The 15,393-nt window shown below is 62.7% G+C and carries 11 protein-coding genes; 6 read left to right on the top strand and 5 right to left on the bottom strand.

Annotated elements, in window-relative coordinates; translation table 11 throughout:
- Window positions 1-8: 8 nt before the first annotated feature.
- From HBF25_RS13375 to HBF25_RS13355, 5 genes are all read right to left on the bottom strand, one after another.
- On the bottom strand, window positions 9-1,025 hold the full coding sequence (locus tag HBF25_RS13375) for a 6-bladed beta-propeller (protein WP_166949184.1): 1,017 nt from the start codon (window positions 1,023-1,025) through the stop codon (window positions 9-11).
- Window positions 1,026-1,056: 31 nt separating this feature from the next.
- Window positions 1,057-1,590, bottom strand: a complete 534-nt coding sequence (locus tag HBF25_RS13370; protein ID WP_166949182.1) for a leucine-rich repeat domain-containing protein — start codon at window positions 1,588-1,590, stop codon at window positions 1,057-1,059.
- Window positions 1,591-1,635: 45 nt separating this feature from the next.
- The gene (locus HBF25_RS13365) at window positions 1,636-2,559 is read right to left on the bottom strand and encodes a hypothetical protein (RefSeq protein ID WP_166949180.1); all 924 of its coding nucleotides are present in this window, start codon (window positions 2,557-2,559) and stop codon (window positions 1,636-1,638) included.
- A gap of 135 nt (window positions 2,560-2,694) precedes the next feature.
- Window positions 2,695-3,219, bottom strand: a complete 525-nt coding sequence (locus HBF25_RS13360) for a DUF6265 family protein (RefSeq protein WP_166949178.1) — start codon at window positions 3,217-3,219, stop codon at window positions 2,695-2,697.
- Window positions 3,220-3,322: 103 nt separating this feature from the next.
- A complete protein-coding gene (locus tag HBF25_RS13355) occupies window positions 3,323-4,039 on the bottom strand; it encodes a hypothetical protein (protein ID WP_166949176.1) in 717 nt (238 codons plus the stop codon).
- A 256-nt stretch (window positions 4,040-4,295) separates the two neighbouring features.
- Here HBF25_RS13355 and HBF25_RS13350 point away from each other — a divergent pair, with 256 nt between their 5' ends.
- From HBF25_RS13350 to HBF25_RS13325, 6 genes are all read left to right on the top strand, one after another.
- Window positions 4,296-5,264, top strand: coding sequence for a DUF1702 family protein (locus HBF25_RS13350; RefSeq protein ID WP_166949174.1), 969 nt, complete (start codon window positions 4,296-4,298; stop codon window positions 5,262-5,264).
- Window positions 5,265-5,411: 147 nt separating this feature from the next.
- Window positions 5,412-6,203 carry a helix-turn-helix transcriptional regulator gene (locus HBF25_RS13345; RefSeq protein WP_166949172.1) on the top strand — a complete coding sequence of 264 codons (792 nt, stop codon included), beginning with the start codon at window positions 5,412-5,414 and terminating at the stop codon, window positions 6,201-6,203.
- Window positions 6,200-8,185 (top strand): CRTAC1 family protein, encoded by a 1,986-nt coding sequence (locus HBF25_RS13340; RefSeq protein ID WP_166949170.1) that lies wholly within the window; start codon window positions 6,200-6,202, stop codon window positions 8,183-8,185. The genes HBF25_RS13345 and HBF25_RS13340 overlap by 4 nt, the downstream gene beginning before the upstream one ends.
- Window positions 8,182-9,114 (top strand): enediyne biosynthesis protein UnbU, encoded by a 933-nt coding sequence (locus HBF25_RS13335; protein ID WP_166949168.1) that lies wholly within the window; start codon window positions 8,182-8,184, stop codon window positions 9,112-9,114. The genes HBF25_RS13340 and HBF25_RS13335 overlap by 4 nt, the downstream gene beginning before the upstream one ends.
- Window positions 9,111-14,864 (top strand): type I polyketide synthase, encoded by a 5,754-nt coding sequence (locus tag HBF25_RS13330; RefSeq protein ID WP_166949166.1) that lies wholly within the window; start codon window positions 9,111-9,113, stop codon window positions 14,862-14,864. The genes HBF25_RS13335 and HBF25_RS13330 overlap by 4 nt, the downstream gene beginning before the upstream one ends.
- The gene (locus HBF25_RS13325; protein WP_208392564.1) at window positions 14,861-15,316 is read left to right on the top strand and encodes an acyl-CoA thioesterase; all 456 of its coding nucleotides are present in this window, start codon (window positions 14,861-14,863) and stop codon (window positions 15,314-15,316) included. Before HBF25_RS13330 ends, HBF25_RS13325 begins: the two co-directional genes overlap by 4 nt.
- The last annotated feature ends 77 nt before the right edge of the window (window positions 15,317-15,393 follow it).

Raw genomic sequence — 15,393 nt, 5'->3', positions numbered from 1 at the left:
CAGACGCCTCAGTTCATCTGCACGGGCTTGAACACCTGGATACGCCCGTTCATGCCGTCGGTCACGAAAAGGCGGCCGCTGGAATCGAAGGCAAGATCTTCGGGAAAGTTGAACTCCCCGTTGCCAGGCCCCTGCTTCCCGAATGTGCCCATGGAGCGGCCATCCGGAGCAAAGGCCTGCAGGCGGTGATTGCGGCGGTCGACCACCCACAGGTTACCCTTTGCATCGAGTGCAATGCCCTTCGGCTCGGCAAAATGACCCGGCTCCTTGCCAACCGACCCGATTGAGGAGAGATACTTCCCCTGTGCATCGAACACCTGGATACGATTGTTCCCGCTATCGGCTACATAGACATGCCCGGCGCGGTCAATGGCAAGGTAAGTCGGCATGAACAGCATGCCATTTCCGTTACCTTGCCTGCCCCAGGTGGCAAGAAATTTCCCTTTCGCATCGAACTTCTGGATACGATGATTGAGCGTATCCGCCACCAGGATGTTTCCATCACCATCGACGGCGACACCGGTCGGCATGTCGAACTGCCCGTTACCCGTTCCGTGGGAACCGAACTGCATCACGGGAAGGCCAGGCCTCTCCAGAAAGGTCGTGGTACCGATCGCCGTTTTCTGGATGCGATGATTGGCGGAATCCGCCACGATGATATTGCCTTCCGGGTCGACCGCCACGCCACGCGGCTCGTGGAACTGTCCCGCATCCTTGCCGGCCTCGCCCCACTTGTCGATAAACATCATGTCCCATGTATACGAGCGGAGCATGTCCCTGCCCCCATCGGCCACGACGATTAGCGTGCGGTTGATACTCTTGCGATCGTAGGCTGCGATACCACGCACGGCCCGGAACTGTCCGGTGCCCGTTCCGGGCTGCCCCCAGCCGTAAAGGTATTCCAGAATCGGTTTGTCCGCCGCCACGGCCACGACAGGAACCGCCATGGCGAACGCCATGCCTGCAACGAGCCACGGAAGGAATCGGATCGCCTTTTTACGCATCGCACGTACAGGATCTGCCATGTCGTTGCCTCCATCGTTATGGGATGCCGGATTAATGAGTCGGATTACCTTCGATGACCGTCTGCTTCAGCACGCGTTTCAGGCCTTCGATGCCCGAACGTGTCACGCGCGTATAGGAAAGGCCGAGCCACTGGAGCCGGGTCCAGCCCTCGAATGTACGCAGTCCTTCATCGCTCACCTTCGTATAAGTGAGGTTGAGTCGCCGCAATCCGGTCAACGGCGCAAGGTGACGGACACCTGCGTCAGTCACCGCCACGGAATGCACGTCGAGCGACGACAGGCCGCAGATCTGCGCCACTTCGGCAAGCCCCTGGTCCGTGACGTTTGCGCCCAGCCTGACCTTGTATAGCCCGGCAACCTCCTTCAGCGCGGCCAGCCCGGTATCCCCACCCTGCCAGCGCCCGTCCGTGCTTATCATCAGCTTACCGGGGCCATCTGACTCGTCGCGATACTCGATGGATGCACCCTGCGTCCGCAGGGCAGCCAGTGCCGCTTCGCTGCGCCCGGAAGAAACCTCTGCACATCCGCGGGCCTGCGCGACCACGGCGGGCAGCAGGCACGGCACCAGGACAATCCATCGCCATAGCTTCATCGCGCCCCCACTTACTCGTTACCGCGCATGGCCGATGTCCGCCACGCAACCGCTTACGTGTCCGTCGCAATCGGACGACGAACCGGCACGATTACCCGTAATCTCCGTTTCGGTCACCCGGGCCTCGCCAAAGGCATAAAGACCACCGCCGGCATCTACCGCATCGTTATCCACGATGCGCGACTTGCGAATATCCAGGGTGCCGTAATTCATGATGCCCCCGCCGCGCTCACCGGCCTTGTTTCCGATGAGGGTGGCCTGCACGATCGTCGTGTCGCCCAGCAACCAGAGCGCACCGCCGCTGGCATCGGCCTGGTTTCCCTCGAACACGGTACGCTCGATGCGCGAATATCCTTTTCCGAACTGTGTATGGGTCTGGATGGCTCCGCCGACGCCACCCGTACCGCCGACCCTTCCCTGGGCAAGTGCGGAATTTCTCCGGAAAACCGAATCCTCTACGAGCAACGTGCCGTCGCTGCGAATGGCGCCACCATCATCACCGGAGTGGTTATCTTCCAGGGTGCAGCCGATCACGCTGAGCGAGCCCATGTTCCAGACAGCCGCCCCGTCGAAACCAAGCCCCGTCGCACCGCCCCGAAGCGTGAGATTGCGCAGTGTAAGATTCCCTCCGGGAAGGACGCGCAGCAGGCGGAATGCCGGCTGACCTGCAGCCCGGGCACGCTCCAGGATCGCTCCATGTCCGTCGATCTCGACGCGCGTCGCCACCGCGGGGAGCCCGTTTCCTCCTTCGGCGTCGTGATCCGGCTGCTCCAGCGTGTAGATCGATTTGGCCGCAAGGTGAATGACGTGGCGCCCCTGACGGGCATTCGCGGCAGCCATCGCTTCGGCAGGCGAGCAATAGCTTCGCCTGGCTGCATCCGCGCGGCACCCTTTATGGGGAGGGCCGACACGAAACTCATCCGCGAGCACGCCGGTCGCCATGCCGGCACATGCGCCCGCTGCCAGAAGGCACGCAGCAAAACGACCAAGACAGGTGATGCTTTTCATCCGTGGCCCCAGGTACCCGTGTCGAATTTCACCGGCATGCCGCCACGCCGGTGCTTCATGGCGCGTGACTCAGCGCAATGCCCTGGTATGGACTTCTCCACCACAGGGGACAGCCTTCATCGGGAACGACTCCGACTTGCTGCCATCCAGCTTTTCGATACGTGCCGTCAGGAGACCCTTGCCCGCGTCAAACGCGTAGAGGATGCGCTGTGGAAAATCGTTGGCGGCGTTCTCGAACACCACCTCGGTGGCCGAGGCTTTCACCAGCTTGAACGAGGCGGCACTCTTTGCATTGGGCAGAGGCCGGTATTCGACCCCATCGGGCGTCTGGACAAGGCGAATGAACTCGAAGAAGTCGGTTTTCCCCTTGCTTACGACCTGGCTGTTGCCGAGCATGGACCCGGCTTGCGGTGCCGTATAGGTTTCGCGAATGTTCGCGCCTCCTGCCTCCCCTTGCCAGCATCCGGCCAGGAACGCCGCGTTATCGATCGTGAATGTTCCACCGGCTGCAGCATGGCCGCTGGTCGACAGCGCCAGGCAGGCTGCCGCTATCCATTTCGCGGACCGGGCCGCCTTTTCCGAACCGATAGGCACACTATGTCTCCTTGTCCGGGCATCCCGCAGGAGGGATCGCCGTTACTGCCAAAAGGCGGACGTGGCACAAGGCCACGCCCGCCACCTGAAACATCCCGGCGATTTACCGATCGACCGGCGTTGCGGCCGTACGAGCTGCCTGGATGGTCTCGATGCCCTTGTCGAACACCGATTTTTCGATCTGTGACATGTCCTCACAGGTGCCGTCGGAGAATTCGACGCCCCCGGCCTGGCCGACCGCCTTCCTGGCGGAGGCACTGGTCAATGAATCGACCGGAACGGTAAACGGCTTGGAAAAAGCCACGCTGATATTGCGCGGCGGGATCTCGAACACATTCTTGGCGAAAGCCACGCCAGGCCGGTTCTTGGCGACCAGCTTGTTGCCGATGTAGATGTCGTAGATCGCGTTGTAGACGATCATGGCGGGGTAATCGGCTTTCTCGGTCAGGGAAATCACCAGGCTCTTGGGCTGTACAGGAACGTCGGAGAGCTTGAAGAACACATCGGAATCGAGATAGTTGCTATGGCCGATCAACTCCCATTGGGCGATGGTGAATTCCACCTGCCGATGCCCCAGTCCATTCGTACGAGGCGCTTCGCGCTCCAGACGCATGAATGCCGTGAGCTTGAGGATCTCCACCGGCTCGGCCTTGCCTGCGGCGTATAGCGGGATGGTGATGATCGATTGCTCGTATTCCGTGCCTCCCTTGGCCGGATAGCGATTCGCATCGGGACGCTGTACGTCCACTGCCGCCGTTGCGACGGGGAGGGCCAGCATGCAGGCCAGGGCAAAAGCACCTTTCAGGAACGCTTGGTTCATCGTGGCATCTCCGGTCATGGAGGTTGCAGACAGTGGCGAGTGTGGCTGCAGCCTAGCCATGCCTGCCGCGCGGTGCTTTCTTCCATCTTGATGATCTTGCGATTTGATCGCTTTATTTTGCGATATGCGGGTTATTTTCCCGATTGCGGAGCCCAAAGCGTTTCATGTAGCCTCCGCGAACGCAATATTTTGCGATCTTGAAGTGCTTACTTCATCACGGACGTTGGGAAACGTCCATCCTCGGGGGAGGACGGTCATGGGATCGATACCACGCAAGCTTCTGCGGATTTCCTCGGAGGAAATCCGTGTTGCACGTCGCGGATTTCGCGTGGCGACGCCGCAGGCGCGCCAACGCATCGAGGACATCGGCGCATGCTTCCTGCACGGGTATCACCACGCACTGGACGCTGCGGATACGCCGTCACTGCTGGAACAACTCGAGGCCATGCCGCCGAAAATGAAGGGGTTTGGCTACGAGGGCGCCGCCATGGCGCTTTACCTCATGGACAGATTGCACATTTTCGGCGGAAACCGGTTTGCGTCCTTTATCGAAAGCCGGGGCGGCGATCACATATACATGGCTTACGTCGGTGCGGGCTGGGCGCACGCCCGGTTGCCATTCGGCCTCGGAGCGGGACTGAATCGGCTCGATCCCCTGTTGCGCTGGCTGGCTCTCGACGGCTACGGGTTTCACCAGGGATTTTTCCACTGGCCTAAAGCCATCGAAACGCCGCGACAGGTACCTGCACGGGTTCGCGGGTATGCGCGCAGGGCATTCGACCAGGGGCTGGGTAGAAGCCTATGGTTTGTCGACGGACAGGACGTCGAGGCACTGGCGTCATCGTTATCGCATTTTCCGGCACACCGGCATGCCGACCTGTGGGCGGGTGCCGGCCTGGCTGCCACCTATGCCGGCGGTGCCGACATGGATGCCCTTGCCTGGTTACGCCAGCGCGCAGGAAGACATGCACCCTGGCTGGCACAAGGCAGCGCATTCGCAGTGAAAGCCCGCGTACGCGCGGGCAACCTCGAACCGCATTCCGAAAGCGCATGTCTTGCGTTGTGTGGCGTGGACGCCACCACCGCATCATCGGTGGTCGAGCAGGCGCAACGCGATCTTCCGCCTGACCGGGTCGACCAGCCGGCCTACGAGACGTGGCGATTGCGTATTCGCGACAAGCTCATGGCCCTGCGGCCCGACCACGCAGGACATCTTGTCGCCTGACCTTGTCTGCGCGGCATCGCCGCGTCCGTCATTGATCGTGATTTCTCTCCCATGGAGATGCACATGGAAATGGAAGGCGATAGCACAGCGATGCGGTCCTCCCGGAGCGGCAACCATGCGGAAGCCGTCAGGCGAACGATCCGGCACATGCGCGTCCGGCTGGACCACAAGGTAGACCTCGACGAACTGGCCGCCGTGGCGTGCATGAGCCCCTGCCACTATCTGCGGGTATTCCGGGGACTGACCGGCATTCCTCCCGCACGTTTCCTGGGCATTCTTCGCCTGGAGCTGGCCAAGGATCTGCTGATCCGCACCGACCTGGCCGTTTTCGACATCGCACTCGATGTCGGCTACACCAGCCTGGGTACGTTCACCAGTCGTTTCGCCCAGCTGGTGGGCATGTCACCGGCCCGCTTTCGCGAAACCTATATCTCGATGATGTCCGGTGCGGCGATGCCGGCCCAGGTGCCGCCGGCGCCAGTGGCCAGAGGTTCCGGCGCGACCTACGTGGGGCAGATCGATCACGATGAAGGTGACATCAACCTGTTCGCCGGCGTCTTCGGGTCGCCGATTCCACAAGAAGCACCGCTTGCCTGCACGATTCTCGCCGGCAGCAGGCATTTTTCATTACCCGTTCCCGAAGGCATCGGTCCTTTCTACATACTGGCCGTGGCTCTCAAGCACGTTCAGCCCGGCGAAGCGTTCGACAACCGCGCCTTGATCGCCGGGGTGGCGGCGTGCGGTCCGCTCAGGCCCACCGATACCTCGATACCGCTGCAGCTGCACCTTCGGCCGGTTGACCTGCTCGATCCACCCATTCTTGTCGCGTTTCCCCTGCTGATGAACCTCCGCATGGCCGCATTGCCGGCAACGGCCATGGAGGCCGCCGCACCCCGTCATCCGGCGCCGCTGTCATCGCCCGAGAGCGTCAGGTCATGAAGAAACGTTTGTACGCAAGAGGGTTCGCGACAAAGTCCCTCGCGATGATCCTGGTGACAACATCCTGGCTTCTCGCGCGGCCTGTTGCCTACGACGAGGGACAACGCGCATCGCTGGCGAAACGTTTTGCATTTTCCTCGTTCATTCTGCCCCTTCCGGACAATCATCCGGCAATGCGGGCGCAGCGCGATGTCCATCCCAGTCTTGCGGGCATTTCAGGCTGGATCTCCAGCGTTGGCGCCAGCGTCGCACTGGGCGACTTCGATGGTAACGGCCTGCCCGACGACGCTTGTTATGTCGATCCGCGTACCGACCAGGTCATCGTCGCACCTGCTCCCGGCACGCCCGCACGTTACACGCCGTTTGCGCTGGACGCCCGCCCGCTGAATTACGACCCGCTGACCATGGCTCCCATGGGCTGCGCCCCGGGAGACATGAACGAAGACGGCCACGTGGACCTTCTCGTATATTACTGGGGGCGAACTCCAGTAGCGTTTCTTGCGCAGCCGGCCACCTCCTTCCCACGACGCCTGGACGCCGGCAGTTACCGCCCCGTCGATATCGTGGCGACGTCCGAGCGCTGGTTCACGAACGCCGCGATGTTTGCCGACATCGATGGCGACGGTCACGCCGACCTGGTGATAGGAAACTACTTTCCCGACGGGGCTCATATCCTGGGCCAACACGCGAATATCCAGGGCATGCAGGATTCGATGTCGAGGGCCTATAACGGCGGACGAAATCGCGTGCTTCTCTGGGCTTCAGCCCGCAAAGGCAGCGTCCCGGACGTCAGCTATACAGTCACCGAGCCCTTCCCGGCAGAGCATGCCACTGGCTGGACCCTGGCCCTGGCAGCGGCGGATCTCGATGGCGACCTTCTGCCCGAGCTTTATGTGGCCAACGATTTCGGACCAGACACCCTCCTGCACAACCGGTCGACACCCGGCAAGCCGTCGTTCGAACCGGTATTCGGCCAACGACACTTCACCACGCCACGCTCCAAGGTGCTCGGCAGGGACTCATTCAAGGGCATGGGCGCCGATTTCGGCGACCTCGATGGCGATGGCGAGCTCGACCTTTTCGTCAGCAATATCGCGCAGGAATACGCGCTGGAAGAGAGTCACTTCGTTTTCATCAATACCGGCCAGAAGGATGCACTTCGTGCCGGCCGTGCGCCCTTTGACGACCGATCCGAATCCCTTGGCATGTCACGGAGCAGCTGGGGATGGGACGCGCGCTTTGGCGATTTCGATAATGACGGAAAGCTGGAGGCATTGCAGGCCGTGGGCTTTCTGAAGGGCGACGTGAACCGCTGGCCGGAACTGCACGAGATCGCCATGGGTAACGATTACCTGCTGCGGTTTCCCACCGCCTGGCATCGTTTCAAGGGCAACGCGGATATCAGTGGTCAGCAACACAATCCCTTTTATGTAAAGGGAGAAGACGCACGTTTTCATGACATCGCCGACCTGATTGGCCTTGGCGAGCCGGGTGTATCACGCGGCATTGCCATCGCAGACGTCAACGGTGACGGACTGCTGGATTTCGCCGTGGCCGGGCAGTGGCAGGATTCGCATTTCTATCTCAATCGCGCCGCGAACACCCCCGGATTCATTGGCCTTCATCTAAGGCTTCCCCTTGAGCCGGCACCCACCGACGCAAGGCCTGGCCATCCGTCCAGCGACCGACCGGACCGGGCTGCCATTGGCGCCCAGGTTCGCATCGTTGCTGGCAACGGGCAGATCCAGACCGCTCAGGTGGATGGCGGAAGCGGCCACAGCGGCAAGCGCAGCCCCGATCTTCATTTCGGACTGGGGCACGATGCGCCGGCTGCCGTTACCGTGCAGGTCCGCTGGCGCGATCCCGACGGCAACGCACATGAACAACAACTCCAGCTCCGGCCCGGTTGGCATACCGTGACCCTGGGCTGGCCTGGCACAGGAAACCTGGTTGCTGCAAACCCCCAAGGAAATCGCCCATGAATATCGCCAAGACATCCGGCACCCCGGACCTTCGCTTGGTCGCCTTGCAGCGCTTCGCCCTCGCCATCACGGCATTGAACGTGCTTGGTCACAGTTTTCTCGGCTTCGAGCAATCCTGGGCCCAGCCGGTCGTAGCACTGGCTTGCGCATATGCCGCGGAACTAGGGCTGGAGGCGTTCGACGCCCGCATGGGTGGACGTCCGGCCAAGTTTCTCGGCGGCCCTGCCCGCCTCATGAACTTCCTGTTGCCGGCCCACATCACGGCGCTGGCCGTAAGCATGCTGCTCTACGCCAACGAGTTGCTGATGCCGGTGGTTTTCGCCACCGTGACGGCGATCGCATCGAAATGGCTATTTCGCGTGCGCATCGGCGAGGGACAGCGGCATGTCATGAACCCTTCGAATATCGGCATCACCATCACGCTGCTGGTCTTTCCTTTCGTTGGCATCGCCCCTCCCTACCAGTTCACGGAAGGCCTGGCCGGCTGGCACGACTGGATACTGCCCGGTGTCATCATCGCTTCCGGCACATTTCTCAATGCCCGGCTTACCCGGCGACTTCCGTTGATCCTCGCGTGGCTTGGCGCGTTCGTCCTTCAAGCCATCCTGCGCAGCGTCCTCCTCGACGCATCGCTGCCTGCGGCACTGAACCCGATGACCGGCGTGGCCTTCCTGCTGTTCACCTATTACATGCTCACCGACCCCGCCACCACCCCTGTGTCGCGCGGCGGACAAATAGCCTTCGGTGCCGCCGTTGCGGCGAGCTACGGCATGCTGATGGCGTTCCATGTCGTCTTCGGTCTGTTCTTCGCCCTGACGATCGTCTGCCTGTGCAGGGGCATCGGACTCGCGGTGGCATCGCGCAGGGCTGCGGCCGCGCAGCGCAAGCTCCCCGCGCCCGTGCCCAATGCGGTACCCGAAGCGACATGAGCACGCCAGCCATTGCAATCGTCGGCATGGCTTGTCGCTACCCCGGCGCAAATACTCCGGCGCAGCTGTGGGAAAACATACTGGTGCAGCGACGGGCGTTTCGACCCATTCCGCCGGAGAGACTATCCCTTGACGATTATGCGCCGCAAAAAGGTGGCCCTGATACGACCTACGTCCGCTACGCGGGCCTGCTCGAGGGCTATCACTTCGATCGCGCAGGACATCGCATCAGCGCAGCGAGCTATCACGCGGCCGACCTCTGCCACTGGCTGGCGCTGGACGTCGCGCGGGATGCGCTGAACGACGCAGGCTTCGCTGACGCCGCGATATCACGTCGCAGCAACACCGGCGTGCTGGTGGGCAACTCTCTCGCGGGTGAGTTCTCCCGTGCGGGCCAGATGCGCCTTCGGTGGCCCTACGTCCAGCGCCAGATCGATGCCGTGCTCAAGGCGGAGGGCTGGGAGCCCGACCGACGCGCTGCCTTGCTCCACGCACTGGAGCGTGACTACAAGCAGCCGTTTCCCGTACCCAGCGAGGAAAGCCTCGCCGGAGGTCTGTCCAACACCATTGCCGGGCGCATCTGCAATCACTTCGGGCTGCATGGTGGCGGATTTACCGTGGATGGCGCCTGCGCATCGTCCCTTCTGGCCGTGGCGCAAGCCTGCTCGGCCCTGGTGGCGGGCGATCTGGACATGGCCCTCGCAGGAGGCGTCGACCTTTCGCTCGACCCTTTCGAACTGGTGGGTTTTGCGCGGACCGGCGCGCTGGCCATCGACCGGATGCGCATCTACGACGAGCGGCCCACGGGCTTCCTGCCCGGTGAAGGATGCGGCTTCGTAGTGCTCATGCGACATGCCGACGCCATCGCGCAGGGCTGCCACATTCACGCCGTGATCCGGGGATGGGGCATTTCTTCCGACGGACAAGGCGGACTCACGAGACCGGAATCCAGTGGACAGCAGATGGCCATGGCGCGTGCCTGCGAGCGTGCAGGTATCAACATCGCGGATGTGCCGTATTTCGAAGGCCATGGCACCGGGACGGCGGTGGGCGATGCAGTGGAATTAACCGCGCTTACACAGGCAAGGAAAGGCACGGGCCGGAGGCCCGCCGCGATCGGCTCGATCAAGGCGCTCATCGGCCACACTAAGGCTGCATCCGGCATCGCCGGCCTGATGAAGGCTGCCCTCGCCGTCAGGCATGGCGTGATTCCGCCATCGGCGGGTTGCGAAAAACCCCACTCACTGCTGCAGGAGGGTGCTTTGCGCGTGGCCCGCCGGGTCGAGTCCTGGCCCGATGCCCCCCGCATGGCGGGTATCAATTCGCTGGGATTTGGCGGCATCAACGTTCATGTGATCATAGAGGACCCCGCGCCAGCACCGTGCAGGGTGCCTCATCCGCATGACAGGCGCCTGGATTCCACCGCGCAAGATACCGAGTTGTTCGTTCTGGATGCTGACAATACGGACGATGCGGTGCGTCGCCTCCGGGAACTGGCTGCACTGGTCGCAAGGCTGTCGCAGGGTGAATTACCCGACCTGGCTGCATCCCTCGCCACCACCTCGGGCACGCGACCGCTACGTATAGCGATTGTTGCGGCCAATCCCGGTGAGGCAAGCGAGTGTTTCGAGGCGGCCGCACGGCGACTCGAAACGGGGTCCGACATCAAGGGTGTCGAACAGCACGGCAATATCTATATCGGAACGCAGTTACACCCTCCCCGCATAGGATTCCTTTTTCCCGGTCAGGGCTCTCCGTCATGCGTGGACGGAGGCGACTGGTGCCGGCGCTTCCCGGCAGTTGAAGAGGCTTATAACAGTGCGCCCCTTCCCGCAGGCGAGGACCGCGACACCGCCGTGGCGCAACCTGCCATCGTCAAGGCATCGATGGTAGCGCTTCAGGTGCTGGCACGCCTGCGTATCGAAGCAACGATCGCCGTAGGGCACAGCCTGGGAGAAATCTCGGCGCTTGCCTGGGCAGGTTCCCTAAGCGCGGATGCCGCACTCCGGATTGCCCTCACGCGCGGACAGATCATGGGAACGCTTCAGGGCCAGGGTGCCATGGCCAGCGTAAGTCTTTCCGCGAACGACCTCAGGCCGTGGCTCAAGGATACGAGCCTGGAAATCGCTGCGATGAACGCGCCATCGCAAACGGTGCTGAGCGGACACCAGGCAGAGCTGGAACTTCTTCTCGGCAGATTGCGCGAGCAGCGTATTGCCGCCCGCCGCCTGCCTGTCTCGCACGCCTTCCATTCGCGCCACGTCGCGGCAGCCGAAGCGCCGCTGCGGGCATTGCTGTCCGGGGAATCCCCTGCATCTCCTCATCGGGACATCGTTTCAACGGTCACCGGCACACACATTGACGAACACACAAACATCATCGACCTGCTGTGTCACCAGTTGACGGTGCCCGTGCGTTTTCTCGATGCGCTGCAGGAGGCGGACGCATACGTGGATCTATGGATCGAGGCAGGACCAGGAACCACACTGGGGCGCCTGGCTGCGGCGGGCTCCAATAGTCCCGCGTTCTCCGTCGACGCCTGTGGCCAGGGTGTGGCAGGCCTGCTGGGCACGGTAGCTGCCACGTTCGTCGCCGGTGCCCGTCCGGATCTGGAAGTACTTTTCCAGGACAGGATCATTCGCCCTTTTGACTGGCTACCGCGCCAGTTCCTCGCCAATCCCTGCGAGCGGGCGCCCGTAGCGGACACGCTACTGTCCGTCACGACCGGACCCGAGGCCACGGACACGACACACCCTCCCCTGGCACCCACAAGCGACGCAGGAAGCATCACCGGGCACCTGTGCGACCTGCTCGCCCTACGGACCGAATTACCAAGAGCATCCATCACGCCGGACAGCAGGTTGCTCTCGGATCTACATCTGAATTCCATCGTGGCCGGTCAGGTCATCGTCGAAGCGGCGCGCGCCCTCGGCTTGCCCGCGCCGCACTCGCCCATGGATTTTGCCGACGCCCGTCTCATGGACATCGCGGCGGCATTGTCCCTGAGCGGGCCCGCCGGCACCGAATCTCCCGCCCTGCCAGAAGGGCTGGGGCACTGGTTGCGTGGCTTTCGGGTCGAATGGCAGGAGCGACCTCGCCTCCAGCGATCAGGAACCGCGCATTCGACGTCCTCGTGGAACGTGGTCGCACGGCCTGGGGCCTTTGCGACCGCGCTCGCCGAACGGCTGTCTGCCCAGGGAACCGGAACGGGCATCGCGTTATTGCTTGAGCCTTCTCAGGGAGAAGACGAGCAGGACGATCTGTTCGTCGCGGCGGCAGGCCTGCTGGGTGCGGATCGTGAAGCGATGTTCCTTGTGGTGCAGGGCGCACCCGGTGCCGCCGGATTTGCACGATCCGTGCACCTGGAACGTCATGGAACAACCGTGGTGGTGCAGGTGCCGCTCGATCATCCCGAGGCTTTGCAGTGGGTACTCGACGAACTTTCTGCCGCGGCGGGATTCACCGAGGCGAGATATGACCCCACGGGCCGCAGGGAACAGCCGGCATGGCAGTTGGTTGACCTTCCAGAGACAGACAACCTCCCGGACACGCCGGTCACCTGTCTGCCCGCCCCCGACGAAGTGCTGCTGGTGAGCGGCGGTGGTTACGGCATCGGTGCCGAATGTGCGCTGGCGCTGGCGCTGCGCACGGGTTGCGCGCTGGCGCTACTGGGAAGGAGCCGGCCGGGTGCGAGCGACGAACTGGATCGGCACCTTGCGCGCCTGGATGCCCACGGCGTGCGTTGGCGCTACTACGTCGCCGATGTCACCGACGCCCAGGCCGTGGCTTCGGCTGTTAGCCGGGCCCGTCACGAACTGGGACCGGTTGCGGGCATCCTGCATGCCGCCGGCATCAACCAGCCCCGGCTTGTCCAGCAGGTAGACGCCGCGTCGCTTCGCGGCACGCTGTCGCCCAAGCTCCACGGCATGCACCATCTCATAGCCGCCTGCGAAGGGAGTGTGCCACCCCGCCTGCTCATCGCTTTCGGCTCGATCATTGCCCGCATCGGCCTTGCCGGCCAGGCCGAATATGCCCTGGCCAACGAACGAATGGCGTATGCCATCGAGCGCCTGGCAGAGCAGCTTCCTGAATGCCGGTGCCTCAATATCGAGTGGTCAGTCTGGTCAGGTACTGGAATGGGCGAGCGTCTCGGCGCGCTTGATTCACTCATTCGCCAAGGCATCGTTCCCATCGCGCCCCGCGAAGGTATCGCCATGCTGGAAACCATTCTCGGGACAATGCATGGCCCGGTATCCGTCGTGGCGTGCAGTCGCTTCGGCATGCCTTCCACGATCCGCTTCGCGAGGGATGAACTGCCCTTCCATCGTTTCATCGAACGAGTGAATCTTCATATACCCGGCGTGGAACTGATCGCTGACGCGGAGCTATCGGTGGACAGCGACCCCTATCTCGCACAGCACGCCTATGCTGGCGAGCAACTCCTGCCCGCTGTTGTCGGCCTGGAAGCCATGGCACAAGCCGCGCTGGCGCTGGATCGACGCACCGGCGCCAGGAGCCGGCACCGGTTCGACGATGTGAGCTTCCCCCGTCCAATCTCTATCCCTGCAACAGGTTTTACAACCTTGCGTATCGTGGCGCTGCGCAGGCCGTCAGGTATCGTGGATATCGCCCTTCGCAGTTCCCATACGGGGTTTCAGGTCGATCATTTCCGGGGATCGTGGCTTCCTTGCGACGAGGCCGATGCATGCCTGCCCGGTGTACGGGTAATGTTTGACCAGGCGCCCCTTGCGATCGAACCCCGCACGGATATCTATGGCCCATTGTTGCCGCACGGCGCGAGCTTTCAGCGATTGCAGACATACCGGCAGCTCAGCGCCGAAGCCTGCATCGCAGACATTGCATCCGGCAACACCCGCGAGTGGTTCCGCCGCGACCTTCCCGACACGCTCCTGCTGGGTGATCCGGCCATGCGGGATGCGGCCATCCACGCATTGCAGGCCTGCATACCCCATCACACGGTACTTCCCGTTGCGATAGACCGCATGGATATTCGTTCCGTCCGGCAAGGACCGCGGCAGATAAAGGCGCGAGAACGTGCACGTGAAGGAAAAACGCTCATATACGACCTCGAATTGCGTGATGCCAGCGGCGATCTGGCAGAAAGATGGACGGGGCTCAGGCTGCGGATGGTGAAGGAGCAGGCCGCCCCCCAGCACTGGCCGTTACCGCTTCTGGGGCCCTACCTCGAACGACGCGCCATGGATCTGCTTCCCGGACCTTCCATGCATATGGGCATGGAATTGGGGCGCCGGGGAGATGCCCACCGGCTATCCGCCGCGATGCTCGATGGCCTTGCGAGCATCACCCGTCACCCGGACGGGAGGCCGCTCGCGGACAAGGGCTATGGCCTGTCCCACGCCTATACCGGCGGGCTGATGCTGGCAGTCACCGGTCGGCGCCCCCTTGGCTGCGATCTCGAAACCGTAGCACCGCGCACTCGCGACATCTGGCACGATCTGTTGGGTGCTACACGCCTGGCACTTGCAGAACAGGTCGGATCCGCGCTGGACGAAGATCTGGACACGGCTGCAACGCGCGTCTGGACTGCGATGGAAAGCATGAAAAAAGCAGGACTTCCGACGTCGGCACCCATCACCATCGATCCCACGCATCACGACGGATGGTTGATTCTCCGCTCAGGCACGTTCGCTATCGCAGGCACGGTACTGGCCGTGCAATCCAGCGAGCGCCACGTCGCCATCGCCATCGCCACGGAATTGCAAGCATGATGCCGGCATCGGATGCACCTGCTTTCGAGATGTTCCATACCGTCGGTTTTGCGGAGACCAACCTGGTCGGCAATGTGTACTTCACGCGGCATCTCGAATGGCAGGGCCGCTGCCGGGAAATGTTCCTGCACGAGCACTGCCCGACGATCCTGGCCTCGCTTCGAGACGACCTGGCCCTGGTAACGCTCCATTGCAGCTGTGACTATGTCATGGAGTTTTCAGCATTCGATCGCGTGCTGCTTCGGATGCGTCTGGATGACCTGGCTCACAATCGCATTGGCCTCGCATTCGATTATTACCGATGCGGAGCCGACGGCCGTCGTGCCCATGCGGCTCGCGGACGTCAGGTGCTTGCCTCGATGCGCCGACAGGACGGCGAGCTTCGACCCACCCCCGTGCCCGAGGCGCTGCTGCAGGCTCTCGGGCCGTACCGCGTCAGCCATCCGACCTGAGGTCCGATAACCGGTTGCCCGTGCTGGCATAGCCACGTAATCTCGACCGCTCCCGGTATGCGATAAGGGTGACGAGC

It is taken from the genome of Luteibacter anthropi (genome assembly GCF_011759365.1).
Lineage (GTDB): Bacteria > Pseudomonadota > Gammaproteobacteria > Xanthomonadales > Rhodanobacteraceae > Luteibacter > Luteibacter anthropi.
The sequence above is the reverse complement of the archived record's forward strand: the minus strand, read 5'-3'. Positions and strand labels throughout refer to the sequence as shown.